Origin of the sequence: Streptomyces neyagawaensis, from assembly GCF_023516595.1 — a bacterium.
GTDB classification, from domain to species: Bacteria; Actinomycetota; Actinomycetes; order Streptomycetales; family Streptomycetaceae; genus Streptomyces; species Streptomyces neyagawaensis.
In genome coordinates, this window is the sequence record NZ_JAMGBG010000027.1 from 143,295 (window position 1) to 165,665 (window position 22,371).

The window sequence follows — 22,371 nt, forward strand, 5'->3', positions numbered from 1 at the left end:
CGCGGGTCCGGTTGGCGTCGGGGGCCGCGGTGAGCCGGTCACCAGATCGCAACCTGGAGGGACTGTTGCTGTGTGGAATGTACGGGTCAGAATCTACGCGCGTTATCGCGTGTGGCCTTTTTTCTTGTTCGCTGGTCTACGCGCGTTGAGATCCCGTTCCTCCCGAGGAGTACCGATATGGCCTTGAACCGCCGGAAGTTCCTGAAGAAGTCAGCCGTGACCGGTGCCGGGGTGGCCATCGCCGGTTCGGCTCTGGCGCCGAACGCTGAGGCGGCCGAGGCGACCGGCGGCAAGGAGAAGGCCCCGAAGCGCTACCGGTTCACCGTGATGGGGACGACGGACCTGCACGGCAACGTCTTCAACTGGGACTACTTCACGGACAAGGAGTTCGACGACAAGGCGCACAACGACGTCGGCCTCGCGAAGATCTCGACGCTGGTGAACCAGGTCCGCAAGGAGAAGGGGCGCGGCAACACGCTCCTCATCGACGCCGGTGACACCATCCAGGGCACGCAGCTGTCGTACTACTACGCGAAGGTCGACCCGATCACGGCCAAGGGCGGTCCCGTCCACCCGATGGCGCAGGCCATGAACGCGATCGACTACGACGCGGCGGCGCTCGGGAACCACGAGTTCAACTACGGCATTCCGGTGCTGCGGAAGTTCCAGGAGCAGTGTCGTTTCCCGCTGCTGGGTGCGAACGCGCTGGACGCGAAGACGCTGCGCCCGGCGTTCCCGCCGTTCAGCATGCATCGGCTGCGGACGCCGTTCGGCCGTGATGTGAAGGTGGCGGTGCTGGGTCTGACGAACCCGGGCATCGCGATCTGGGACAAGGCGAACGTGCAGGGGAAGATGACGTTCCCGGGTCTGGAGGAGCAGGCGGCGAAGTGGGTGCCGAGGCTCAGGTCGATGGGCGCGGACGTCGTCATCGTGTCGGCGCACAGCGGTTCGTCGGGGACGTCGTCGTACGGTGACCAGCTGCCGTACATCGAGAACGCGGCCGGGCTGGTGGCGGAGCAGGTGCCGGGGATCGACGCGATCCTCGTGGGGCACGCGCACACGGAGATCCCGGAGTACTTCGTCACCAACAAGAAGACCGGCAAGCAGGTCGTGCTGTCGGAGCCGCTCAAGTGGGGTCAGCGGCTGACGCTGTTCGACTTCGAGTTGGTGTGGAGCCGGGGCTGCTGGAAGGTCGAGAAGGTCGGTTCGAAGGTCCTCAACTCCAACGCGGTGGAGGAGGACCCGAAGATCGTGAAGCTGCTGTCGGACGAGCACGCGAAGGTCGTGACGTATGTCAACCAGGTGATCGGTACGAACGCCGCGGAGATGCGGTCGGAGGAGGCGCCGTACAAGGACGTCCCGATCATCGACCTGATCAACCACATCCAGGCGGACACGGTGAAGAAGGCGCTCGCGTCGTCCGAGTACGCGTCGCTGCCGGTGCTGTCGCAGGCCGCCGCGTTCTCCCGCAGCGCGGTGATCCCGGCGGGGAACGTCACCATCCGGGATGTCGCCGGTCTGTATGTCTTCGAGAACACGCTGGAGGCGCGTCTGATGACGGGTGCGCAGATGAAGGCGTATCTGGAGTTCTCGGCGAACTACTTCGCGCAGACGGCGCCGGACGCGGTGGTGGACCCGGCGAAGCTGACGAACGCGAACGGTACGCCGGACTACAACTACGACGCGGTGAGCGGTCTGTCGTACGAGATCGACATCGCGCAGCCGGCGGGTTCGCGGATCAAGAACGTGCGGTTCGAGGGTGCGCCGTTGGCGGACGACCAGAAGTTCGTGTTCGCGGTGAACAACTACCGGGCCAACGGTGGCGGCAACTTCCCGCATGTGGCGGCGGCGCCGATGCTGTGGTCGAACTCGGACGAGATCCGTAACACGATGATCGCGTGGGTGAAGGCGAAGGGGTCGATCGACCCGGCGGCGTTCGCGTCGGTGGACTGGAAGCTGACCCGGAACGGTACGCCGGTCTTCTAGGGGTTCGGCCAGGGATTCGGCCAGGGGTTCGGCTCCCGGTTCGCGGGAGTGGCAGGTCGACGGCGTCGGCGCACGATGGGTGCGCCGACGCCGTCGGTGTGTTCGGTGTGTGCTGGGGCCGTGCCGGTGGCGGTCAGCGCACGTCGACCAGGGGGGTGAGGGGGCCCGTGGTCCGCTCGTCCCTGGCGCGGGGGATGTGGGGCCGGGGTTCGAGGCCGAAGGTGGTGAAGGCGGTGCGGCTCGGCAGGGCGTAGGTCTCCTTGCCGGTGAGGGTGTTGAGGATGGTGGCGCTGCGCCAGGCGGCGAGGCCGAGGTCGGGGGTGCCGACGCCGTGGGTGTGGAGGTCGGCGTTCTGGATGTGGAGGTGGCAGCCGGAGGCGGTGACCGACGGGGCGAGGACCATCCGGAAGTGTTCGTCGACTCTGGGGCGGTCGTGGCTGTCGCGGCGGATGTAGGGGTCCAGGCCGGCGAGGAGGCGGTCGAGGGGGCGTTCGCGGTAGCCGGTGGCGAGGACGACGGCATCGGTGGTGAGGCGGGAGCGGGTGCCCTGCTCGGTGTGTTCGAGGTGGAGTTCGACCTTGGTGGTGGCGAGGCGGCCCGCGGTGCGGACGTGGACGCCGGGGGTGAGGACGGTGTCGGGCCAGCCTCCGTCGAGGGTGCGGCGGTAGAGCTCGTCGTGGATGGCGGCGATGGTGTCGGTGCCGATGCCCTTGTGGAGTCGCCATTGGGCGGCGACGAGCCGGTCTCGGGTGGTTTCGGCGAGGGTGTGGAAGTAGCGGGTGTAGTCGGGGGTGAAGTGTTCCAGGCCGAGCTTGGAGTACTCCATGGGGGCGAATGCCTCGGTGCGGCCCAGCCAGTGGAGTCGTTCGCGGCCGGCGGGCCGGTGGCGCAGCAGGTCGAGGAAGATCTCGGCGCCCGACTGGCCTGCGCCGATGACGGTGACGTGTCCGGCGGTGAGGAGGCGGTCGCGGGCGCCGAGGTAGTCGGCGGCGTGGAGGACGGGGACGCCGGGGGCTTCGACGAGGGGCTTGAGGGGTTCGGGCACGAAGGGTTCGGTGCCGACGCCGAGGACGACGTTGCGGGTGTAGGTGCGGCCGAGGGCCGCGTCGCCCTCGGTGTCGAGGCGGGTGAAGTCGACCTCGAACAGGTCGCGTTCGGGGTTCCAGCGGACGGAGTCGACCTGGTGGCCGAAGTGCAGGCCGGGGAGGTTCTCGCTGACCCAGCGGCAGTAGGCGTCGTACTCGGCGCGTTGGATGTGGAACCGCTCGGCGAAGTAGAAGGGGAAGAGCCGGTCGCGGGTCTTGAGGTAGTTGAGGAACGACCAGGGGCTGGCGGGGTCGGCGAGGGTCACCAGGTCGGCGAGGAAGGGGACCTGGAGGGTGGTGCCCTCGATGAGCTGGCCGGGGTGCCAGTCGAAGCGGGGGCGTTGTTCGTAGAAGACGGCGTCGAGTTCGGTGAGGGGGTGGGCGAGGGCGGCGAGGGAGAGGTTGGCGGGGCCGATGCCCACGCCGACGACGTCGCGGGGGGCTTCGGGGGCGGGGGGCGGGGTGCTCGGGGTGGGTGGGGGCGTGCTCATGTCGGGGTGTGTCCTTCGGGGAGGTCCGCGGCAGCGGCGGGGTCCGTGCGTTCCACGAGTGCGAGGAGGGCGGTGAGGTCGCCGGGCCGGGCGTGGGGGTTGAGCAGGGTGGTCTTGAGCCAGAGCCGGCCGTCGAGGGCGGCGCGGCCGAGGACGGCGCGGCCGTCGTGCAGGAGTTTTCGCCGGATGGCGGCCACGGTGTCGTCGCTGGCGCGGGCGGGCCGGAACAGGACCGTGCTGATGGTGGGCCGGTCGTACAGCTCGAAGCCGGGGTGGGCGTCGATGAGTGCGGCGAACTCGTGGGCGAGGTCGCAGACCTGGTCGACGAGGGCGCCGAGTCCCGTGCGGCCGAGGGTCTTGAGGGTGGCCGCGATCTTGAGGATGTCGGGGCGGCGGGTGGTGCGCAGGGAGCGGCCGAGGAGGTCGGGGAGGCCGGCTTCGGTGTCGTCGTCGGCGTTGAGGTAGTCGGCGCGGTGGCCGAGTACGGCGAGGTCGGCTTCGTCGCGGACGGTGAGGAGTCCGGCGGCGACGGGCTGCCAGCCGAGTTTGTGCAGGTCGAGGGTGACGGTGTGGGCGCGGTCCAGGGCGGTGAGTCGGGGGCGGTGGCGGGCGCTGAAGAGGAGCCCTCCGCCGTAGGCGGCGTCGATGTGGAGGCGGGCTCCGTGGGCCGCGCACAGGTCGGCGATGTGGGGCAGCGGGTCGATGAGTCCGGCGTCGGTGGTGCCGGCGGTGGCGGCGACGAGGAGGGGCCCCTGGAGCCGGGTGAGCGTGTGGTCGAGGGCAGCGGGGTCGAGGGTGCCGGCCGGGGTGGGGACGATGACGGGTTCGGGCAGGCCGAGGAGCCAGGCGGCGCGGGGCAGGGAGTGGTGGGCGTTGGCTCCGCAGACGAGCCGTACTCCGGTGTGGGCCTCGCGGGCCAGGAGGACGGCGAGTTGGTTGGACTCGGTGCCGCCGGTGGTGACGAGGGCGTCGGCGGCGCTGGTCTCGGCGGCGAGGGCCCGGGTGACGAGGGCTTCGAGGGCGGAGGCGGCGGGGGCCTGGTCCCAGGAGTCCAGCGACGGGTTCAGTACGGAGGCGGCGAGGTCGGCGGCGGTGGCGACGGCCAGGGGTGGGGTGTGCAGGTGGGCCGCGCACAGGGGGTCGGCGGGGTCGGCGGTTCCGGCGGCGAGGGCGAGGACCAGCCGCCGCAGCGCCTGCGGGTCCCCTTCGGCGGGCAGCGGGTCACCGAGCGCGTCCCGCACGGCCGCGGCGACCGCCTCCGGCCCACCGGCGGGCAGCGGCCCGCCCCTCGCACGGGCCCCGTCCCGCAGCGCGCCGAGCACGACCTCGACCAACGACCGCAGCGCGTCGGGGCCTTGGGGGCCTGAGGCGAGGGGCGGGCTGGTCATGGGTTCCTCCGGGGCGCGGGAGTCCCATCTTGTACGCCGATTGGGTGCTCGGCCCCGAAAAGGCCGCCGAATACCACCAAAAGAGCGTACGGCGCCGCCCCGGACCGCCGCGGGGTGGCGGAGCACCAGGCCGCCCGGCCGCGTACGGCCGGGGTGCCCCGACCGACCGCGCAGCGTGTCGGCGGGGACCTGGCGCCGGGTACTGCACGGGCCGTGCACCGCGGCTGGCCCAGCGCGACCTGAGGACCTCGACCGGCTAGGCGCGCGAGCGCACGGCAGCGGGCTCCCGCAGGGGGCGAGGCACCGGGCCACCGGCCACGCGAGACGCGCCGACCGGGCCCGGGCGACCAGCCCCGCATCACCCGCGGAACGCGAACAGCCACGCAAGGCTCAAGGACCACGCCCGTCCACACGCGCGAGCACACAGCGGCGGGCACCCGCAAGGCGCGAGGCACCGGGCCACCGGCCACGCGAGACGCACCGACCGGGACCGGGCGACCAGCCCCGCATCACCCGCGGAACGCGAACAGCCACGCAAGGCCCGAGGACCACGCCCGGCCACACGCGCGAGCACACAGCGGCGGGCACCCGCAGGGTGCAAGGCATCGAGCCAGGCACCGGGTGACGGCCGCTCGGTGTGGCCTGGCGGTGGGGGCCTTGCGAGCCGGTCCCCCGCGGCCCGCAGAGTCCGACCGGCCAGGCGGGGGCTTGGGGGCCTCGACCGAGTGGGACTGCGGGGCGGCGCCTCTAGCGGCCCCGTCGCGCGTGGCCCCGTGGCCGTCGTCGGCTCGGGGTGCCGTCCGCCTCCGCCGGCCCTGCCCCCGGCTACGCGCAGCCTCGGGGGTGGTACCTGCTTCGCGTGGCCTTGGAACGCCGTCGGCCCAAGGGTGGGCCGACGGCGTTCTCCGGGGAGCGGTTACGCGTTCCTGACCTTCAGGGCGCGGTTCAGGTCGTCGAGTTGGTCGACCAGCTTTCGGCGTAGGGCCGGGATGGGGGCGGCCTCGGTCAGGCAGCGTTCGCCCAGGGCGAGGGTTTTCGCGTCCACCGTGTGGACGGGGAACGCCCAGCGTCCGGCGGCCTCCGCGATGGCCGGGCCCCGTCGGGCGGCCAGCGCGACCGCGTCGTCCCAGTAGCGGTCGACGTACTCCTGGAGGAGTTCCGTCTGTTCCGGCTGCCAGAAGCCCTGGGCGGTGGCGGTGAAGAGGTAGTTGGAGAGGTCGTCGGTGGTGAACATCGCCTCCCAGGCGGCCTGCTTGGCCTCCGGGTCGGGGAGGGCGGCCCGGCAGCGGGCGGCGCCCTCCTGGCCGGTGGCGCTGGGGTCGCGTGCCAGTTCCTCGGCGATCGCGTCGGCGTCGACCGCGCCGAGGACGGCGAGCCGGCCGAGGACCCGCCAGCGCAGCTCGGGGTCGAGTTCGGGGCCGCCGGGGACCGTGCCCTCGGCGAGCCAGGCGGCGATGGTGTCGGGGTGGGCGGCGACGTCGATGAAGTGGCGTACGGCGGTCAGGCGCAGGCCGGGGTTGTCGCCGTCCTCGGTGCGGCGGATGAGGTCGCGGCACAGGGCGGCGAGGGTGGTCAGGCCGGCGGGGCGCTGCTCGGGGGTGAGGAAGCGGTCGGCGACCTGGGTGGTGGCGAAGGTGAGGACGCCCTGGACGATGGCGAGGTCGGTCTCGCGGGGCAGATGGGTGCGGGCGGCGTCCAGGTAGGCGGTGGGCGGGAGTTCGGCGTCGCGTACGGCGTCGCGCAGGGCGTTCCAGACGACGGCGCGGGTGAGCGGGTCGGGGAGTCCGCTGAGGTGGCCGGTGACGGTGGTGAAGGAGTCGGGGTCGAAGCGGACCTTGGCGTAGGTGAGGTCGCCGTCGTTGAGGAGGAGCAGGGCGGGGCGTTTGCCAATGGGCTGTTCGCCGGTCTGCGGGATGTCGAGGGCGAGGCTCTCGCGGAGGGTGAGGTGGCCCTGGTCGTCGCCGAGGTCCTGGTCGTAGATGCCGACGGTGATGTGGTGGGGGCGGGTGCCGGCGTGGTCGACGGTGAGGGTGTAGGTGCTGTCGGTGCCGCGGGTGACCTTGGGTGTGAGGGTGTCGACGCCGGTGGTGCGCAGCCAGGCGTCGGCCCAGGCGTGGACGTCGCGTTCGGTGGCGCCGGCGAGGTTGTCGATGAAGTCGGCGAGGGTGGCGTTGCCGAAGCGGTGGCGGGTGAAGTGGGCGTTGATGCCGGCGAGGAAGTCCTTCTCGCCGAGCCAGGCGACGAGCTGGCGCAGGGCGGAGGCGCCCTTGGCGTAGGAGATGCCGTCGAAGTTGAGGAGGGCGGCGGCGGTGTCGTCGACGTTCTCGGGGGCGACGGGGTGGGTGGAGGGGCGCTGGTCGGCGTCGTAGCCCCAGGCCTTGCGGGCGACGCCGAAGTCGACCCAGGTCTCGGTGAAGCGGGTGGCCTCGGTGAGGGTCTGATAGCCCATGTACTCGGCGAAGGACTCGTTGAGCCAGATGTCGTCCCACCACTTGAGGGTGACGAGGTCGCCGAACCACATGTGGGCCATCTCGTGGGCGATGACCATCGCGCGGGTCTGGCGTTCGGTGTCGGTGACGGCGGAGCGGTAGACGAACTCGTCGCGGAAGGTGACGAGTCCGGGGTTCTCCATGGCGCCCGCGTTGAACTCGGGGACGAACGCCTGGTCGTAGGAGTCGAAGGGGTACGGCTCCTCGAACTTCTCGTGGTAGCGGTCGAAGCAGGCGCGGGTGACGTCGAGGATCTCGTCGGCGTCGGTGTCGAGGTAGGGGGCCAGGGAGCGGCGGCAGTGGATGCCGAAGGGCAGACCGCGGTGTTCGGTGCGGACGGAGTGCCAGGGGCCGGCGGCGACGGCGACGAGGTAGGTGGAGATGAGGGGGGTGGTGGCGGCGCGCCAGGTGCCGTCGTCCTGCTGGGCGGTGATGCCGTTGGCGAGGACGGTCCAGCCCTCGGGGGCGGTGACGGTCAGGTCGAAGACGGCCTTGAGGTCGGGTTGGTCGAACGCGGCGAAGACGCGTTGGACGTCGTCCATGAACAGCTGGGTGTAGACGTAGGTCTCACCGTCGGTGGGGTCGGTGAAGCGGTGCATGCCCTCGCCGGTGCGGGAGTAGCGCATGGCGGCGTCGACGCGCAGTTCGTGTTCGCCCGGGGTGAGGCCGGTGAGCGGCAGGCGGTTGCCGTCGAGGGCCCCGGGGTCGAGGGGCTTGCCGTCGAGGGTGACGGAGCGCAGGTCGGCGGGCTTGAGCTCGACGAAGGTGTCCGCGGCCTTTTTCTTTCCCCGTACGGTGAAGCGGATGACGGTGCGGGAGTCGAAGGTCTCGTCGCCGCGCGTGAGGTCGAGGGTGATCTCGTAGCGGTGGACGTCGAGGAGTCGGGCACGGGCATGCGCTTCGTCGCGCGTCAGTACGGACATGAGGGACATGCTGCCTGATGCCCAGGGCACGGGACAGGGGCGGGCCTGGTACGCCACCTATGTCCGGTCGTATGCGCCGCGCGCCCGGTCGTATGCGGCCTATGCCCGGTCGTTCGCGCCGTCCCGCGCGTCGTCGTCCGTGCGCTCCCGTTGGGCGGGGACGTGGCCGCCGGTGTCGTCGTGTTTGCGGTCCGCGCGGTCGTCGCGGTCCTGGTGGTCCTTGAGGCGGGCGCGTAGTTCGCGGACCTCGCGTTCCAGGGCGTGGGAGCGTTCGTGGGCGTCGAAGAGGTAGCGGACCTTGGTGCGCAGCGCCCAGGGGTCGATGGGCTTCATGACGAGGTCGGCGACGCCGAGGCGGAAGGCGGCGGCGGTCAGTTCGGCGTCGGGGCCGAAGCCGGTGAGGAGGAGGACGGGGATGTGCTGGGTCTGTTCGACGCCGCGCATGTAGCGGACGACGTCGAGTCCGCTGACGCCGGGCATGCGCACGTCGAGGAGGAGCAGGCCGACCTGGCCGCGCAGGACCTCCTTGAGTGCCGCGTCGCCGCTGGTGGCGCGGGTCAGGTGGTAACCCAGCGGGGCCAGGGCGCTCTCCAGGGCGTAGAGCGTGTCCTCGTGGTCGTCCACGATGAGGATCTTGGCTTCCGACGGCATGGCCCGTGTCCCCTCGCTCGGCTCGGCGGCACGCGGTCGGCGGCGCCTTGATCCGAGTTTCTCACTGCATGTAGTCACTGTTTGACGAAGAGTGCTCACGCAGGATGCCCGCTGGAGGGCGGGATGTCACTCCCCCGTGGTCACCGCCGGCCCGCGCCGGCACCGTTGGTGGTGGTGCCGTTGCTGCCGAGTGCGTCGGTCGTGCCGTTGTCGCTGGTCGTGCCGTTGTCGGTGGTCGTGCCGTTCAGTGCGTCGTCCGCGATGCGTTCGTGGTGCCGGATGACCTCGGCGATGATGAAGTTGAGGAGCTTCTCCGCGAACGCCGGGTCCAGCTTGGCACTTTCGGCGAGGCCGCGCAGCCGGTTGATCTGCTGGGCCTCGCGAGCCGGGTCGGCGGCGGGCAGCTGGTGCGCGGCCTTGAGGTGGCCGACCCGCTGGGTGCACTTGAAGCGCTCGGCGAGCATGTGGACGACGGCGGCGTCGATGTTGTCGATGCTGTCCCGCAGCCGGGTCAGCTCCGCCCGCACCTCGGCGTCGACCTCGCCGGCCGCCGCGCCGTTGTTCGCCTCGTTGGTGTCGCTGGTGGTCATGGTCGTCACCCTACGTCGGCCCGGTCCGCCGTCCCACGCCGCGGGCGGTGTGCCCCGAGGGCACAGGGCGGCGGCTTCGGACGCCGCGGACACCGGTCGGCGTCGGCCCGCACCGGCTTAGAGTGGAACGTGTCGAGGCGTCTTTGGGGGTGCGGACGTGGCGAACGGCGGACCGGTCGAGCACGGATACCCGCACCTGGAGGTCGTGCGGGCGTCGATCACCGCGCTGTACAAGCGGCTGTCGTACGACACGATCCAGGCGTTCGACACGAGCGTCGTCCCCGTCGACGTGGCGTTCTGCGACACCGACGATCTCCATCTGGGCGCCCAGAGGATCGCCCGTGAGCTGGTGCGGCACTTTCGGCTGCCGGAAGCCCGGCTGATCGTCGGCTTCCGGGAGATGACCCATGCGGCGAACGTCGAACTGGCCGCCGGGCCCGAGTACTTCGTCGAGCTGAACGACCGCTTCCGCACGCACCGACGGGACATCGGGGCGGCTCTCGCGCACGAGGTGACGCACGTCTATCTGCACCGGTTGGGGCTGTCGTTCCCCGGTGTCCGCGAGAACGAGATCCTCACGGACACGGCGGCGACGTATCTGGGGGCGGGCTGGCTGCTGCTCGACGCGTACCGGGAGGACGGGGCCTCGTCGCAGAAGCTGGGGTACCTGACGCCGGAGGAGTTCGGGTACGTGCTGGCCAAGCGGGCGCGGGTGTTCGGGGAGGACCCGTCGGTGTGGTTCACGAGCGCGCAGGCGTACACGGCGTACATGGAGGGGCGGGGGCGGGCACGGCGGGACGAGGAGCAGCCGCCGTTGTCCGCGGCGGGGTGGGCGGGGCGGCGCCGGTACGCGCGGGACCGGCGCCGGGCGCGGGAGCCGCGGGAGCCGTGGGCGGGTGGGGTGGAGCGGGGGGCGCCGTACGTCTTCTCGGCGGAGGGGGCGCCGGGGGCGGGGGCGCGTGCCGCTGGGGGCGGTGGGAGTGGGAGTGGGGGGTTGCGGGTGTCGTTTCCCTGTCCGACGTGTCATCAGCGGATCCGGGTGCCGGTTCGGGGGCGGGTGCGGGCTCGGTGTGGGTTGTGCCGGACGGTGCTGGAGTGCGACACGTAGGTTTTGGGGCCGGGCGCGGTGAGGGGGGTGGGGGCCGCCGGGTGCGTGGGCGGGTGCGGGTGGGTGGGGGTTGGTCGCGCGGTTCCCCGCGCCCCTGGGGAGGTGGGGTGCGGGGATGGTGGGAAGAGTGCCGGTCGCCGGCGGGGCTGCATCCTCTGCGCGTGCGTGGGGGCTGGGCGCGCGGTTCCCCGCGCCCCTGGGGAGGTGGGGTGCGGGGATGGTGGGAAGGGTGCGGTTCCCCGCGACCCCGTGAACCCCCGGGGGGCTACGTGCCGTAGGTGCGGGCGGGCTGTTGGGCTTCTGCCAGGAGTTTCAGGGTGGCCTCGCCTGCTTCCCCCGGGGTCCAGCGGGAAGGGCGGGTGGCTGTGGGGCCGGGGTGCCAGCCCTCCATGACCGTGATGCGACCGCCCTCCGTCTCGAAGACGCGGCCGGTGACTCCGGTGCACGCGGCGGAGCCCAGCCAGACCACCAACGGGGAGACGTTCTCCGGGGCCATCGCGTCGAAGCCGGTGCCGGGCGCGGCCATCGTCTCGGCGAAGACCCGCTCGGTCATCCTCGTGCGGGCCGCGGGGGCGATCGCGTTGACGAGGACGCCGTAGCGGCCCAGTTCCGCCGCCGCGACCAGCGTGAGGCCGACGATGCCCGCCTTGGCCGCGCTGTAGTTGCCCTGGCCGGCCGAGCCCAGGAGGCCGGCGCCGCTGCTCGTGTTGATGACGCGCGCCTCGGGGCGGCGGCCCTCCTTCGCCTCGGCGCGCCAGTGCAGGGCGGCGTGCTTCAGCGGGAGGAAGTGGCCCTTGAGGTGGACGCGGAGGACGGCGTCCCAGTCGTCCTCGTCGAGGTTGACGAGCATCCGGTCGCGCAGGAATCCGGCGTTGTTGACCAGGGTGTCGAGGCGTCCGTACGTGTCGAGCGCGGTGCGGACGAGGGACGCGGCGCCGTCGGTCGTGGCGACGTCCCCGCCGTGGGCGACCGCCTCCCCTCCGGCGGCGCGGATCTCGTCGACGACCCGGGCGGCGGGGCTGTCGGGGTCCGGGGTGCCGTCCAGTCCCACGCCGAGGTCGTTGACGACGACATGGGCGCCCTCCGCGGCGTACGCGAGGGCGTGTGCGCGCCCCAGTCCGCGCCCCGCGCCGGTCACGATCACCACGCGCTCCTCGCACAGTCGCCGTCCACTCATCGTCCGCCTCCTCGGGTTCCGTCACTGTCGTTGTCGCCCCCGGCGTCCCGGTCCGGTGTCGCCGCCGTCAGGAACGCCGGGCGCTCCCCGCCGCCGTGGACCAGCAGGGACGCCCCGGTGATGTACGCCGCCGCGTCGGACGCGAGGAAGACCGCCGCTCCTCCGACGTCGGAGGGGTCGGCGAGGCGGCCGAGGGGGACCGTGCGGGCGACGGCGGCGACTCCGTGCTCGTCGCCGTAGTGGAGGTGGGACAGCTCCGTACGGACCATGCCGAGGACGAGCGTGTTGACGCGGATGTCGGGGGCCCACTCCACGGCCATGGAGCGGGCAAGGTGTTCCAGGCCGGCCTTGGCGGCGCCGTACGCGGCGGAGCCGGGCGAGGGGCGGCTGCCGCTGACGCTGCCGATCATCACGATCGAGCCCCGTGACCGCCTCAGCTGCGCGTGGGCGGCGAGGGACACCGTCAGGGGCGCGGTGAGGTTGAGGTCGATGACGCGGGCGTGCCGGCGGGCGGCGGTGGCAGCGCCGGGGTCGGTGGCAGCTCCGGGGTCGGTGCCGGTGCCGGTGAGTGGGCGGTAGGGCGTGCCGCCCGCGTTGTTGACGAGGACGTCGACGCGGGGCAGGCCGTCGAAGAGGGCCTGGACGGCGTCCGGGTCACGGACGTCCACCGGTAGGAACTCGGCGCCCTTGAGCGGTGTGTCGGGTGGGCGGCGGGCGCAGATCACGACGTCGGCGCCCGCCTCGGCGAAGGCGTGGGCGATGCCGGCGCCGACGCCGCGTGTGCCGCCGGTGACGACGGCGAGCTTCCCGTTGAGCTCCATCCGCTGCTACCTTCCACCAAACAAACGTTAGGTGGAAGGTAGCTGATGCTCCCATGGGTGTCTCCACCTCGTCCCCGGAAAAGGGGACGGTTCTCGTCACGGTCGATTTCCCTCCGGTGAACGCCCTGCCGGTGCGGGGGTGGTTCGAGCTGGCCGACGCGGTGCGCGCGGCGGGGCGTGATCCGGCGGTCGGGTGTGTGGTGCTCGCGGCGGAGGGACGCGGGTTCAACGCGGGCGTCGACATCAAGGAGATCCAGGCGGCGGGGCAGCGCGCGCTGATCGGCGCCAACCAGGGCTGCGCGGAGGCCTTCGCGGCGGTGTACGAGTGCGAGGTGCCCGTGGTGGCGGCGGTGCAGGGGTTCTGCCTGGGCGGCGGGATCGGTCTGGTCGGGAACGCGGACGCGATCGTGGCGAGCGAGGACGCGACGTTCGGTCTGCCCGAGCTGGACCGGGGGGCGCTCGGGGCGGCGACGCATCTGGCGCGGCTGGTGCCGCAGCACCTGATGCGGGCGCTGTACTACACCTCGCGCACGGCGACCGCGGCCGAGCTGCGGGCGCACGGCTCGGTGTGGCGGGTGGTGCCGCGGGACGAACTGCGCGCCGCCACGCTGGAGTTGGCGGCGGAGATCGCCGCGAAGGACGGGCGGCTGATCCGGCTGGCCAAGGCCGCCATCAACGGCATCGACCCCGTCGACGTACGGCGCAGCTACCGCTTCGAGCAGGGCTTCACCTTCGAGGCGAACCTCAGCGGGGTCGCCGACGAGATCCGCGGCACATTCGGCAGGGAAGGCAGGAAGGGCAGGGAGGTGGGCGCGGATGAGTGACAAGACCATGACCGCCGAGGAGGCCGTGGCGCGGTTGGAGAGCGGGATGACCCTGGGCATCGGCGGCTGGGGCTCCCGGCGCAAGCCGATGGCCCTGGTGAGAGCGCTGCTCCGTACGGAGATCACTGATCTCACCGTCGTGTCGTACGGCGGCCCGGACGTGGGGATGCTCGCCGCCGCCGGACGGATCCGGAAACTGGTCGCCGCGTTCGCCACCCTCGACTCGATCCCTCTGGAGCCGCATTTCCGCGCGGCGCGCGAACGCGGGGCGTTCGAGTTGATGGAGGTCGACGAGGCGATGTTCATGTGGGGTCTGCACGCCGCCGCGAACCGGCTGCCCTTCCTGCCGGTGCGGGCGGGCATCGGCTCGGACGTGATGCGGGTCAATCCCTCCCTGCGGACCGTCACCTCGCCCTACGCCGACGGGGAGACGTTCGTCGCCATGCCGGCCCTGCGTATGGATGCCGCGTTCGTGCACGTCAACCGGGCCGACCGGCTCGGCAACGGTCAGTACCTCGGCCCGGATCCCTACTTCGACGACCTGTTCTGCGAGGCGGCGGACACCGCGTACGTCTCCTGCGAGCGGATCGTGGACACGGCCGAGCTGACCGAGGAGGCGCCGCCGCAGTCGCTGCTGATCAAGCGACATGTGGTGACCGGGGTGGTGGAAGCACCGAACGGGGCGCACTTCACGTCCTGCGCGCCGGACTACGCGCGGGACGAGCCCTTCCAGAAGCGGTACGCGGGCACGGCGTGGCCGGAGTTCGCCGAACGGTTCCTCACCGGCGACGAACACGCCTACCAGGCGGCCGTGCGGGCCTGGCGCGAGGAGGAGGCATGAGCGGAGACGGTAGGGGCGGGGCGACCCGCGCCGAGTACTGCGTGATCGCGTGTGCCGAGGCATGGCGCGGGGCCGGGGAGATCCTCGCCAGCCCCATGGGGCTCGTCCCGTCGCTGGGCGCACGCCTCGCCCGGCGAACGTTCGCCCCGGATCTGCTGCTCACCGACGGGGAGGCGCTGCTCGTCGGCCCGGACGGCACCGTCGAGGGGTGGCTGCCCTACCGGCAGCACCTGGCCCTGGTCACCGGTGGCCGACGGCACGTGATGATGGGCGCGAGCCAGATCGACCGGTACGGCAACCAGAACATCTCCTGCGTCGGTGACTGGTCCCTCCCCCGGCGTCAGCTCCTCGGGGTGCGGGGCGCGCCGGTCAACACGTTGAACAACGCGACGAGTTACTGGGTGCCCCGGCACTCCCGGCGGGTGTTCGTGGCGAAGGTCGACATGGTGTGCGGGGTGGGGTACGACCGCGCCGCCGCGCATCCCGGGACGGCCCGCTTCCACCGGCTCCCCCGCGTCGTGTCCGACCTCGGGGTGTTCGACTTCGCCACCCCGGACCGCTCGATGCGGCTGGCCTCGCTGCACCCGGGGGTCACCGTCGAGCAGGTCGAGGAGGCCACCGGGTTCGCGCTGGCCGTACCGGAGGAGGTGCCGTACACACGGGAGCCGTCGGTTGAGGAGCTGCGGTTGATCCGTGAGGTGCTCGATCCGGGGAACGCCCGCGCACGGGAGGTCCAGGGGTGATGGACACCGCCCTCACGCGGCTCGTGGGCGTCCGCCATCCGATCGTGCAGACCGGGATGGGCTGGGTCGCCGGCCCCCGCCTGGTGTCCGCCACGGCCGAGGCGGGCGCCCTCGGCATCCTGGCGTCCGCGACGATGAGCCCGCAGCGGCTCCGGGACGCCGTACGGGAGGTGCGGTCCCGCACGGACGCGCCGTTCGGGGTGAATCTGCGGGCCGACGCCGGGGACGCGCGGGAACGGGTGCGGATCATCGTCGAGGAGGGCGTCCGGGTGGCGTCGTTCGCGCTCGCGCCGTCCAGGGAGCTGATCGCCGAGTTGAAGGACGCGGGGGTGGTCGTCATCCCGTCCGTGGGGGCCCGGCGGCATGCCGAGAAGGTGGCGGCGTGGGGTGCGGACGCGGTCGTCGTGCAGGGCGGGGAGGGCGGCGGGCACACCGGTGACGTGGCGACGACCGTGCTCCTGCCGCAGGTCGTGGACGCGGTGGGCATCCCCGTCGTCGCCGCGGGCGGCTTCCACGACGGGCGGGGGCTGGTCGCCGCGCTCGCTTACGGGGCGGCCGGTGTCGCGATGGGCACACGGTTCCTGCTGACGTCGGACTCGACGGTGCCCGACGCGGTCAAGGCGCGCTATCTCGCGGCTACCGTCAAGGACGTCACCGTCACCAGGGCCGTGGACGGGCTGCCGCACCGCATGCTCCGCACGGAGTTCGTGGACGCCCTGGAGAGGTCCGGCCGCGTCCGCGCCCTGCTGCACGCGGCGCGCCACGCGGCCGGCTTCCGCCGGATCTCGGGGCTCACCTGGCGCGGCATGATCCGGGACGGGCTCGCGATGAAGCACGGCAAGGACCTCACATGGAGCCAGGTCCTGCTAGCCGCCAACACCCCGATGCTCTTGAGGTCCGCGATGGTCGACGGCCGCACGGACGTCGGCGTCATGGCCTCCGGCCAGATCACCGGAGTCATCGACGACCTGCCGTCCTGCGAGGAGCTGGTGGCCCGGATCATGAAGGAGGCGGAGGAGACGATGACGAGGCTGACGGCACCGGGGCGACTCGCCCCCGAGAGCTGACGGCGCCCCGGAGCCCACCGGCCACCCCCCGGTGCCAGGCGACTGGAAGCCGCCCGCCCCTCGACCGCGGACCACCGGCCACCGGCACACCCCCGCCTCGGCTCCACCCGGCCACGGGCCGCCGGGCCAGCGGACCACGGACCGCCGGGGCACCGGACCACGGGCCGCCAGGCCACCAGGCATCGGGAGCACGGGCCCGCCGGGCCACCGGACCACGGGCTGCCAGGCCGCCAGGCAACAAGCCACCGGACCACAAACCGCCGGGCTGCCGGGCTGCCGGGCTGCCGGGCCACCAGCCGCCGGGCGACGGGCGACAGGCGACGGGAGTCCTGTGCCTCCGGACACCGCTTCTTCCTGCACGTTGTCGGCGTCGGTCAGGACGCGCGGGTCAACTCGGCCTTCCACCCGGAACGGTGGCACCAGGGGCGGGGTCCACACCGGCTGACCCGTGTTGGGCAGGGCAGCGAGGATCTCGTCCCACACACCGCAGTTGCGCCAGGTCTTGTATCGGGAGTGGATGCCCTTCCATAGACCGAACCGCTCGGGCAGCTCCTCCCACAGGCACCCGGTGCGCGCCTTGTAGAACATCGCATCGAGCATCACGCGCCCGGGGCGCATCCGGTGGTTCGGTGGCTCCCATGCCTTGACGATCGGCTCGACCATGGCCCATGCCTCGTCGGTCAGCTCGTCCGGGACCAGGCGGTCATTCGCCTTGAACCACTCCGCCATCGAGCACACGAGACCGACGCGGGGCTTCGGCACGGGACCGGTGATCGTGACCCGCACGTCGAGCAGCCCGAGCACCTCGGCCTGGTGGGCGGGGTCCATGTCGGCCAGCCGCTCGCGGGCGACCGTGGCCAGGGCGGCAAGGTCCTTGGCGCGACGCTCGGCGGCCTCGGTCTCCTCAAGCCACGCGGTGGCCTCGCCACGCATCGCCTGAAGCTGCTCCAGCTCCTCGGTCAGCGCGCGGGTGGCTGCGGTCACGGCGACCGCCGGAAGCCCTGCCTTGGCGTACTCGGTGACCGTGGTGGTGATGGCCTGCTCGCGCTCGGCAATCTGGCGGTCCAGGTCGGCGATGCGTGCCGCGTGGTTGGACTTCTGGCCAACCGCCATGCCGACCCACTCAGCCGCCATCGCCTTGAGCCGCTCCGGGTCGCCCAGCAGGTTGACGACCTCGCCCCAGACCGCCGACTCCATCGCGTCGGCGTCGACCATCTTGCAGGTGCAGGTCACACCGCCCGGGTACTTCGAGGCGAGGCCACTGCACCGGTACCAGCGACCTTCACGGCCGGAGCGCTTCATGCCAACGTGGTGCGAGTTGCAGCCGGTGCGCTCGTTGAACAGTCGCTTCGACAGCGGATAGGGCTTCGGCTGGAGCTTGCCCTTGCCCTTGGACGTCTGGCCGAGACCTGCGGCGAGGGCGGCCAGCTCGCCCGGCGTGAAGATCGGATCGAGCTTGATGACGACCGTCTTGCCGTGCTTGGCCGTGCCGTCCTTGTTGAGGGCAGCGCCGTGCCCGGCGTGCGCCCGGTTCGGGTTGCGGAAGGTGACGCTCGCGCTCACGGTCGCTTCGTTGGTGAGCTTGGCGCGCAGGTTGGAGTGAGACCAGGGCTTGCCCGAGCGGGTGACCATGCCCAGCGCGTTCAGCCGGGCGGCCATCTCGCGCCCGTTCATCCCCTCCTCTACAACCATCTTCCAAGCGGCCTTGAGGATGGCGGCCTCGTGCTCGTCGATGACCAGTGAGGAACCGCGCTTGCCCTGCCCTCGATGCGGTAGCCGTAGGGCGGAGCACCCCCGGGCCACCCGCCCGCCTCCGCCTTCTTCTGCAACCCGCCTTGGGTGCGCTCGCGGATGAGGTTGTACTCCATCTCGGCGATGGCCGCGTACTGCTGCAACATGAACTCTCCTCGTCGGAGTGGCACAGCCAAGGCCGGTAGTCATCGGCGCGGATGCGGAAGTGGAGGTGGTGGCCTCGGCGAGACGTGACCTTGAGGGCGCGGTTGAACACCGCTTCGCCAAGACGATCGCGCCAGTATTCAGCGGCCTCCGGAGAGTCCAGGTCGAGCACGACGCGCTTGGAGCACTGACCGGTGGCGAGCCACAGCCCGTACGTGCCCGTACTGAAGATGTCCCAGAGAGCCGGGAACGTGGGTCGGCCGGGCTTCGCCCAGTCCTCCACCCACTTGATGCTGAAGTCCGTTCCGGGGTTCTTTCCGCCCCGCTTGAGCGGGAAGACGGTAAGGCCCTGGGCCGCGTAGTCGGCCCACAGATCGCGCAGGTTGGAGGGCATCGCGCTGGCCGCTTGCGCAGGGGCCAAATCCCGTGTTTCCGTAGTCGTGGTGGTCATGGCAGCACCGCTTTCTTGTTGGAGCCCTCGGGTTTGGTTTGGTCGCCTTCCGGGGGCTCAGGCATGTTTGGGGTGGGGTTACTTCTGCGTCTGCTTGTCGAAGAGGAGACGGAGGAGCCGCTTACGCTCGGACTCCGTCATGGGGCGCGCGTCCTTGAGGTCCATCACGCCACCGCCTTGATGAAGCGCTCCATCGGTGCGCCGAGGACGCTGGCGATGGTGGCGAGGGTCTCGACCGGCGGCGTGGACCGGCCGTTCTCGTACATCGACACGGCGGTGTGGCTGCGGTCGATAGCACCGGCCAGTTCGACCTGGGTTACTCCACGCTCGCGCCGGACTTCCCGGACCGCAGCGGGGTCGAACTCGAATGCAGGCATGGCAGTTCCCGTCTGAGGTGTGGCAGGACGTGCCGAACACGGCGGGGAACCTCGGGCCGCACCGCCGAAGCGGGGCCCTGACCGGGGGCTGTGCCGCCCGGCTGGTACCAGGAGAGCACGGGGGTTCAGCCCCGTGCAATTTGCGTATGGCGCAAGTAGCTGGAGGGTCGGCGACCCCCTGAGCGCCAGTAACGAGAAGTATTGAGATCAATCACGGGAGGTAAGGCCGGCGAGCGCCCGGGGTCTCAACATGACGCCCAGCCGTCCGGCGCTCCAGCCAGCGGGCACGGGCACACCCAGCGGCGGCCTCCCGTGGGGTCTCCGGCGGCCTGGAGCCCCCGCCCGGGGCGTCCCGACCGTACCCGCCCGCACGAGGCCACGAGAGATACCGTCCCGGGCCTCGGGCCTGGCGACCCGTCAACGCGGTCCGGTTCCGGTACAGTTGACGCCGTACATGAACTCATGAGCCCGGTGCCGACGTTCCGGGTAGATCGGCTCTGCGTGGCTCCCTTTTGGCCCCGGGTCGTGTCGTGAGGCGCAGTCCGTAGGACTGTTGGAACTAGGTCAAAGAGGGTGGAGCCGTCCACAACAGCCCTGGCAGGGCACAGAGAGCCTAAAACGTCGGTGGGCCTCAGCAAGACCACACGTGTGTCACGTGGTGGTCGGGCTGAGGTCTGACACCCGGTCCGATCACCGGAAAGGTACTCGGACCGTTGAACCTCTCTCTCGGCGTCAAGATGCTGATCGTCGTCATCTGCGCCCTGATCTCCGTCATCATCGGCAGCGTGGCTGGTTACATGAGCCACAAGCCAGGGGCACGCCACCGTGACGCCGTTCTCTTCGGGGGCGGCGTGTTCATCGGCGTCATGACGCTTTTCGTGACAGTGCTAGGCTCACTCGGCGTGCTATCGAGCGACTCGGCATGAAAGGCCGTTAGTCCCGGAGGCGACGACCTCCGGGACTACGCTCCTGCCATAGCATTGCAACCCTGAGAAGCCACACTCAGAGTCATCAGATGGGCCCTTCCTCGAAGTAGCTGACGCTGTGTCAGTTCTTCAAGTGATGCTATACTCTTAAGAGTTGGTCCGTTCGCCAAGCTACAGCCACGTTTCACGGTTCAAATCCGGCAGCGGCGCCAATTGCGGTAATTTTTCTACTCTGGGACTTGTTCGAATTGGTTCAGCGGATTAGGGATAACCGTAAGGCACGTCGAGTAAGTGAAAACAATAAGAAGAAGAATGGCGGTGGTCGGATGCGTATCTTTCTGACAGCAATGGCTACCGCAAGTGTCGCCAACGCAGTGGTACACGTGGCTGAAGCTGGGTAAACGGCACGACATCGAGAGGGCACACCATCCAGGTGTGCCCTCTCGCTTTGCGGTCAGTTAGCCGAGCTACCCGGCTCGATCTCCTTGGGCTGCTCTGGAAGAAGACGGTTGACCATCGTCTCAGGCGCCGCGTCCATGCCCAACGCCTTCATTGCCGCAGCAGTGTTTAGACCATTCTTCTGCTTCTCATCCGTAACGCGGTCGATGAACGTCGTCGCCACTTCGAGCTTGTGGTCGATGTCGATCTTCTTCTCGTTGTCCTCGGCCGCCTTGGTCAGGGTGGCCATCGTGCGCTTGGAGTGCAACGCCAACGCGCCGCCGCCGGTGGTAATTAACGCACCGGTAAGGGCCGTCACGTATGGCAAATAGTTGAGGTCGGGGTTCCCCGCATGAACCAGGGCCAGCACACCACCCGCAAGAATAACCAGCGCGCCACCGGTCATGAACCACACGCTAAGGCGAAACGTCCACTCAGCCTGCTTCAGCGCGTGGTTCAGAAAGTCGAAATGGAATTTCTGCCTCTGCTCGGCGAGGCGGGAGCCGCTTCGGCCCGGAAGCCTAACGTCACCCGTATTGATAACAACCGAGCTATTTTCACCAATGGCGACACTTTGAATAGCGCCGCCTGCTGCTGCCACGCCCTTGTTCTGCCTGCCGCGCCTTCTCATCGACATGCCTGCCCCCGCTCACGCCTGCCGCCGCATCGCCAACTCCCCTCAGCGTAGCGGCGCAGACAGGCGGCGCACCCTCCGTCGTCAAGCTTGAACTGACGGAGGGTCCAGCTCTGACCTTCTTGACCGCGTGGACTCTCACCCGGCGTCGGCGACGAAGGTGCCCAAACCCAACTCGGTGCGTACGTCGCCCGTGTCGCGCAGGTGCGCCAACGCCTTCTGAGCGGTACTGGCCGCGATGCCGAACTCCGCGCTCAGCTCGACGATGCCCGGCACGCGGCTGCCCGGCGGATAGGTCCCGTCGGCGATGCGCTTGCTGATGACCTCGGCCACCTGACGCCATACCGGACGAGAACGGTCAAGATCGACGCTCATTTTTCGACCATACGATCACGCAGTAACCCGCGCTACCGCAGTCTTATGCGATATCGCGACGGTAAGGTGCGATACCGCGATACCTACTGGTCAGAGCGGCGAGGGGGCCTCGATGGCCGCGTTAAGCATTCGGGTGTACCAGTACGACGCCACCACCAAGGAGATACGCGAGGTCAGAACGCGCGAGTGGTCGGTCGACAAGATGCCGAACCAACCGCTGATCGACGACCGGTGGCCCCTGTGCCAGTGCCACCGATGCCAGGGCAACGGCACCCCCGACCGGCGCTGACCTGACCCAACATCAGCCCCACCCCAACTCGACCGGGGTGGGGCTCAGTTGTGCCTTGACGCGTTGCTTATCGGTGTGCACTATCATCCCTCCTTGAGGGCCGCATACGGCCCTTCGCACCTGGGCGACCCGGCGAACACGCCAGGAACCAGGACGATGCAAGCCCCGTTGGAGCTTCAGAACCCCTTTCTATGATCGAGGGTTTCGACGCACAGAGCACTGAAGACGGGGCTTGGCCGCTGAGGATGGAACCACCTGCAAGACCGGGCTGGCGATCAGCCCACCCGAGAACATTTGCGCTAAGTGCGTCAAGCGCGGGTGTCTCGGTCCGAACCGTAGGGTTCGGATCGAGGCTGCCTGCGCACCCGATCCGACCCATGACAGGGAAGGTAAGGATCGGTGGACGGCACCGCCATCATCATCATTCTCGCCATCGCTGGCGTGGCTTCCGTGCTGCTCTTCGCTCTGAAGGGTCTGCTGGACCAGGTCCCGGACGTGATCGACTCCGCCGGACGCGCTCGCGACTCGTGGCAGCGCTTCAAGAGGCCCGAGCAGCCGCCCCGGGCGGACGACGAGGAGCCGCCCATGGCCGCGTAGGCCCGTCGTGGGGTCTCCGTCGCTCTCCCTGGACATAGAAGACCGCCCCGGGTGCTCGGTGCCCGGGGCGGTCTTCTGTGCGGCGGGAGGGCCCTCCGGGGGCTCAGGCGGCGATGGCCACCCGGAACCGGATCGGAGCCAGAGCGGCACCCCCGGAAAGAGGTGTGGGGCGACGGGCCACAAGCCACCGCGCCACGGGCCGCC

The 22,371-nt window shown here is 70.5% G+C and carries 20 protein-coding genes and 2 pseudogenes; 9 read left to right on the plus strand and 13 right to left on the minus strand.

Features of this window, described 5'->3' with window-relative positions:
* Positions 1-177: 177 nt before the first annotated feature.
* Positions 178-1,986: a 5'-nucleotidase C-terminal domain-containing protein gene (locus tag M8J73_RS14510; RefSeq protein ID WP_055543262.1), complete on the plus strand. Its 1,809-nt coding sequence runs from the start codon at positions 178-180 to the stop codon at positions 1,984-1,986.
* Positions 1,987-2,119: 133 nt separating this feature from the next.
* Here the strand turns inward: M8J73_RS14510 and M8J73_RS14515 are convergent, their stop codons facing one another.
* The 5 genes from M8J73_RS14515 to M8J73_RS14535 form a co-directional block, all read right to left on the minus strand.
* Entirely contained in the window at positions 2,120-3,562 is a 1,443-nt protein-coding gene (locus M8J73_RS14515) for a lysine N(6)-hydroxylase/L-ornithine N(5)-oxygenase family protein (protein ID WP_249828687.1), read from the minus strand.
* The gene (locus M8J73_RS14520; protein ID WP_249828688.1) at positions 3,559-4,950 is read right to left on the minus strand and encodes a pyridoxal phosphate-dependent decarboxylase family protein; all 1,392 of its coding nucleotides are present in this window, start codon (positions 4,948-4,950) and stop codon (positions 3,559-3,561) included. Before M8J73_RS14520 ends, M8J73_RS14515 begins: the two co-directional genes overlap by 4 nt.
* A 916-nt stretch (positions 4,951-5,866) precedes the next feature.
* A complete protein-coding gene (pepN, locus tag M8J73_RS14525) occupies positions 5,867-8,371 on the minus strand; it encodes an aminopeptidase N (RefSeq protein ID WP_055540355.1) in 2,505 nt (834 codons plus the stop codon).
* Between the two features lie 90 nt (positions 8,372-8,461).
* On the minus strand, positions 8,462-9,013 hold the full coding sequence (locus M8J73_RS14530) for a response regulator (protein WP_055540356.1): 552 nt from the start codon (positions 9,011-9,013) through the stop codon (positions 8,462-8,464).
* A gap of 140 nt (positions 9,014-9,153) precedes the next feature.
* A complete protein-coding gene (locus M8J73_RS14535; RefSeq protein WP_055540357.1) occupies positions 9,154-9,603 on the minus strand; it encodes a chorismate mutase in 450 nt (149 codons plus the stop codon).
* A gap of 157 nt (positions 9,604-9,760) precedes the next feature.
* On the opposite strand from M8J73_RS14535, the gene M8J73_RS14540 reads away from it, so the two are divergent.
* Positions 9,761-10,711 (plus strand): hypothetical protein, encoded by a 951-nt coding sequence (locus M8J73_RS14540; RefSeq protein ID WP_249828689.1) that lies wholly within the window; start codon positions 9,761-9,763, stop codon positions 10,709-10,711.
* 265 nt (positions 10,712-10,976) lie between these two features.
* On the opposite strand, the gene M8J73_RS14545 is transcribed toward M8J73_RS14540, so the two are convergent.
* Positions 10,977-11,888: an SDR family oxidoreductase gene (locus M8J73_RS14545; RefSeq protein ID WP_249828690.1), complete on the minus strand. Its 912-nt coding sequence runs from the start codon at positions 11,886-11,888 to the stop codon at positions 10,977-10,979.
* Positions 11,885-12,709, minus strand: coding sequence for an SDR family oxidoreductase (locus M8J73_RS14550; protein ID WP_055541959.1), 825 nt, complete (start codon positions 12,707-12,709; stop codon positions 11,885-11,887). The genes M8J73_RS14545 and M8J73_RS14550 overlap by 4 nt, the downstream gene beginning before the upstream one ends.
* Before the next feature lie 53 nt (positions 12,710-12,762).
* On the opposite strand from M8J73_RS14550, the gene M8J73_RS14555 reads away from it, so the two are divergent.
* Genes M8J73_RS14555 through M8J73_RS14570 form a run of 4 tightly spaced genes read left to right on the plus strand, consistent with a single transcriptional unit; the run spans position 12,763 to position 16,184 of the window.
* A complete protein-coding gene (locus tag M8J73_RS14555) occupies positions 12,763-13,533 on the plus strand; it encodes an enoyl-CoA hydratase family protein (protein WP_055541960.1) in 771 nt (256 codons plus the stop codon).
* The gene (locus M8J73_RS14560) at positions 13,526-14,374 is read left to right on the plus strand and encodes a CoA transferase subunit A (protein WP_055541961.1); all 849 of its coding nucleotides are present in this window, start codon (positions 13,526-13,528) and stop codon (positions 14,372-14,374) included. The genes M8J73_RS14555 and M8J73_RS14560 overlap by 8 nt, the downstream gene beginning before the upstream one ends.
* A complete protein-coding gene (locus M8J73_RS14565) occupies positions 14,371-15,117 on the plus strand; it encodes a CoA-transferase subunit beta (protein ID WP_249828691.1) in 747 nt (248 codons plus the stop codon). Before M8J73_RS14560 ends, M8J73_RS14565 begins: the two co-directional genes overlap by 4 nt.
* Positions 15,117-16,184, plus strand: a complete 1,068-nt coding sequence (locus M8J73_RS14570) for an NAD(P)H-dependent flavin oxidoreductase (protein ID WP_249828692.1) — start codon at positions 15,117-15,119, stop codon at positions 16,182-16,184. The genes M8J73_RS14565 and M8J73_RS14570 overlap by 1 nt, the downstream gene beginning before the upstream one ends.
* 528 nt (positions 16,185-16,712) lie before the next feature.
* Here M8J73_RS14570 and M8J73_RS14575 read toward each other — a convergent pair.
* From M8J73_RS14575 to M8J73_RS14580, 4 genes and pseudogenes are all read right to left on the minus strand, one after another.
* Positions 16,713-17,876 (minus strand): annotated as a pseudogene (locus tag M8J73_RS14575) (transposase); the annotation flags it as partial.
* Positions 17,867-18,082, minus strand: coding sequence for a recombinase family protein (locus M8J73_RS45500; RefSeq protein ID WP_055540533.1), 216 nt, complete (start codon positions 18,080-18,082; stop codon positions 17,867-17,869). The pseudogene M8J73_RS14575 and the gene M8J73_RS45500, both read right to left, overlap by 10 nt.
* Positions 17,989-18,531: pseudogene (locus M8J73_RS45505) on the minus strand (bifunctional DNA primase/polymerase); the annotation flags it as partial. The pseudogene M8J73_RS45505 and the gene M8J73_RS45500, both read right to left, overlap by 94 nt.
* A gap of 164 nt (positions 18,532-18,695) precedes the next feature.
* Positions 18,696-18,908: a helix-turn-helix domain-containing protein gene (locus tag M8J73_RS14580; RefSeq protein WP_055540534.1), complete on the minus strand. Its 213-nt coding sequence runs from the start codon at positions 18,906-18,908 to the stop codon at positions 18,696-18,698.
* A gap of 713 nt (positions 18,909-19,621) precedes the next feature.
* Between M8J73_RS14580 and M8J73_RS14585 the strand changes: the two genes are divergently transcribed.
* Entirely contained in the window at positions 19,622-19,834 is a 213-nt protein-coding gene (locus tag M8J73_RS14585) for a hypothetical protein (RefSeq protein WP_055540535.1), read from the plus strand.
* A 454-nt stretch (positions 19,835-20,288) separates the two neighbouring features.
* On the opposite strand, the gene M8J73_RS14590 is transcribed toward M8J73_RS14585, so the two are convergent.
* The gene (locus tag M8J73_RS14590; protein WP_240501529.1) at positions 20,289-20,873 is read right to left on the minus strand and encodes a TRADD-N-associated membrane domain-containing protein; all 585 of its coding nucleotides are present in this window, start codon (positions 20,871-20,873) and stop codon (positions 20,289-20,291) included.
* Positions 20,874-21,044: 171 nt separating this feature from the next.
* Entirely contained in the window at positions 21,045-21,281 is a 237-nt protein-coding gene (locus M8J73_RS14595) for a GntR family transcriptional regulator (protein ID WP_055540536.1), read from the minus strand.
* 112 nt (positions 21,282-21,393) lie between these two features.
* Here M8J73_RS14595 and M8J73_RS14600 point away from each other — a divergent pair, with 112 nt between their 5' ends.
* Together M8J73_RS14600 and M8J73_RS14605 are read left to right on the plus strand one after the other, a co-directional pair.
* The gene (locus tag M8J73_RS14600) at positions 21,394-21,570 is read left to right on the plus strand and encodes a hypothetical protein (RefSeq protein ID WP_169797881.1); all 177 of its coding nucleotides are present in this window, start codon (positions 21,394-21,396) and stop codon (positions 21,568-21,570) included.
* A 399-nt stretch (positions 21,571-21,969) separates the two neighbouring features.
* On the plus strand, positions 21,970-22,167 hold the full coding sequence (locus M8J73_RS14605; protein ID WP_055540537.1) for a hypothetical protein: 198 nt from the start codon (positions 21,970-21,972) through the stop codon (positions 22,165-22,167).
* Positions 22,168-22,371 lie beyond the last annotated feature (204 nt).

Excerpts from the sequence above, each read along its gene's own strand:
- M8J73_RS14510 (WP_055543262.1), top strand. The coding sequence starts at position 178 with ATGGCCTTGAACCGCCGGAAGTTCCTGAAGAAGTCAGCCGTGACCGGT.
- M8J73_RS14515 (WP_249828687.1), bottom strand. The coding sequence starts at position 3,562 with ATGAGCACGCCCCCACCCACCCCGAGCACCCCGCCCCCCGCCCCCGAA.
- M8J73_RS14520 (WP_249828688.1), bottom strand. The coding sequence starts at position 4,950 with ATGACCAGCCCGCCCCTCGCCTCAGGCCCCCAAGGCCCCGACGCGCTG.
- pepN (WP_055540355.1), bottom strand. The coding sequence starts at position 8,371 with ATGTCCCTCATGTCCGTACTGACGCGCGACGAAGCGCATGCCCGTGCC.
- M8J73_RS14530 (WP_055540356.1), bottom strand. The coding sequence starts at position 9,013 with ATGCCGTCGGAAGCCAAGATCCTCATCGTGGACGACCACGAGGACACG.
- M8J73_RS14535 (WP_055540357.1), bottom strand. The coding sequence starts at position 9,603 with ATGACCACCAGCGACACCAACGAGGCGAACAACGGCGCGGCGGCCGGC.
- M8J73_RS14545 (WP_249828690.1), bottom strand. The coding sequence starts at position 11,888 with ATGAGTGGACGGCGACTGTGCGAGGAGCGCGTGGTGATCGTGACCGGC.
- M8J73_RS14550 (WP_055541959.1), bottom strand. The coding sequence starts at position 12,709 with ATGGAGCTCAACGGGAAGCTCGCCGTCGTCACCGGCGGCACACGCGGC.
- M8J73_RS14555 (WP_055541960.1), top strand. The coding sequence starts at position 12,763 with ATGGGTGTCTCCACCTCGTCCCCGGAAAAGGGGACGGTTCTCGTCACG.
- M8J73_RS14560 (WP_055541961.1), top strand. The coding sequence starts at position 13,526 with ATGAGTGACAAGACCATGACCGCCGAGGAGGCCGTGGCGCGGTTGGAG.
- M8J73_RS14565 (WP_249828691.1), top strand. The coding sequence starts at position 14,371 with ATGAGCGGAGACGGTAGGGGCGGGGCGACCCGCGCCGAGTACTGCGTG.
- M8J73_RS14570 (WP_249828692.1), top strand. The coding sequence starts at position 15,117 with ATGGACACCGCCCTCACGCGGCTCGTGGGCGTCCGCCATCCGATCGTG.
- M8J73_RS45500 (WP_055540533.1), bottom strand. The coding sequence starts at position 18,082 with ATGTTGCAGCAGTACGCGGCCATCGCCGAGATGGAGTACAACCTCATC.
- M8J73_RS14580 (WP_055540534.1), bottom strand. The coding sequence starts at position 18,908 with ATGCCTGCATTCGAGTTCGACCCCGCTGCGGTCCGGGAAGTCCGGCGC.
- M8J73_RS14595 (WP_055540536.1), bottom strand. The coding sequence starts at position 21,281 with ATGAGCGTCGATCTTGACCGTTCTCGTCCGGTATGGCGTCAGGTGGCC.
- M8J73_RS14600 (WP_169797881.1), top strand. The coding sequence starts at position 21,394 with ATGGCCGCGTTAAGCATTCGGGTGTACCAGTACGACGCCACCACCAAG.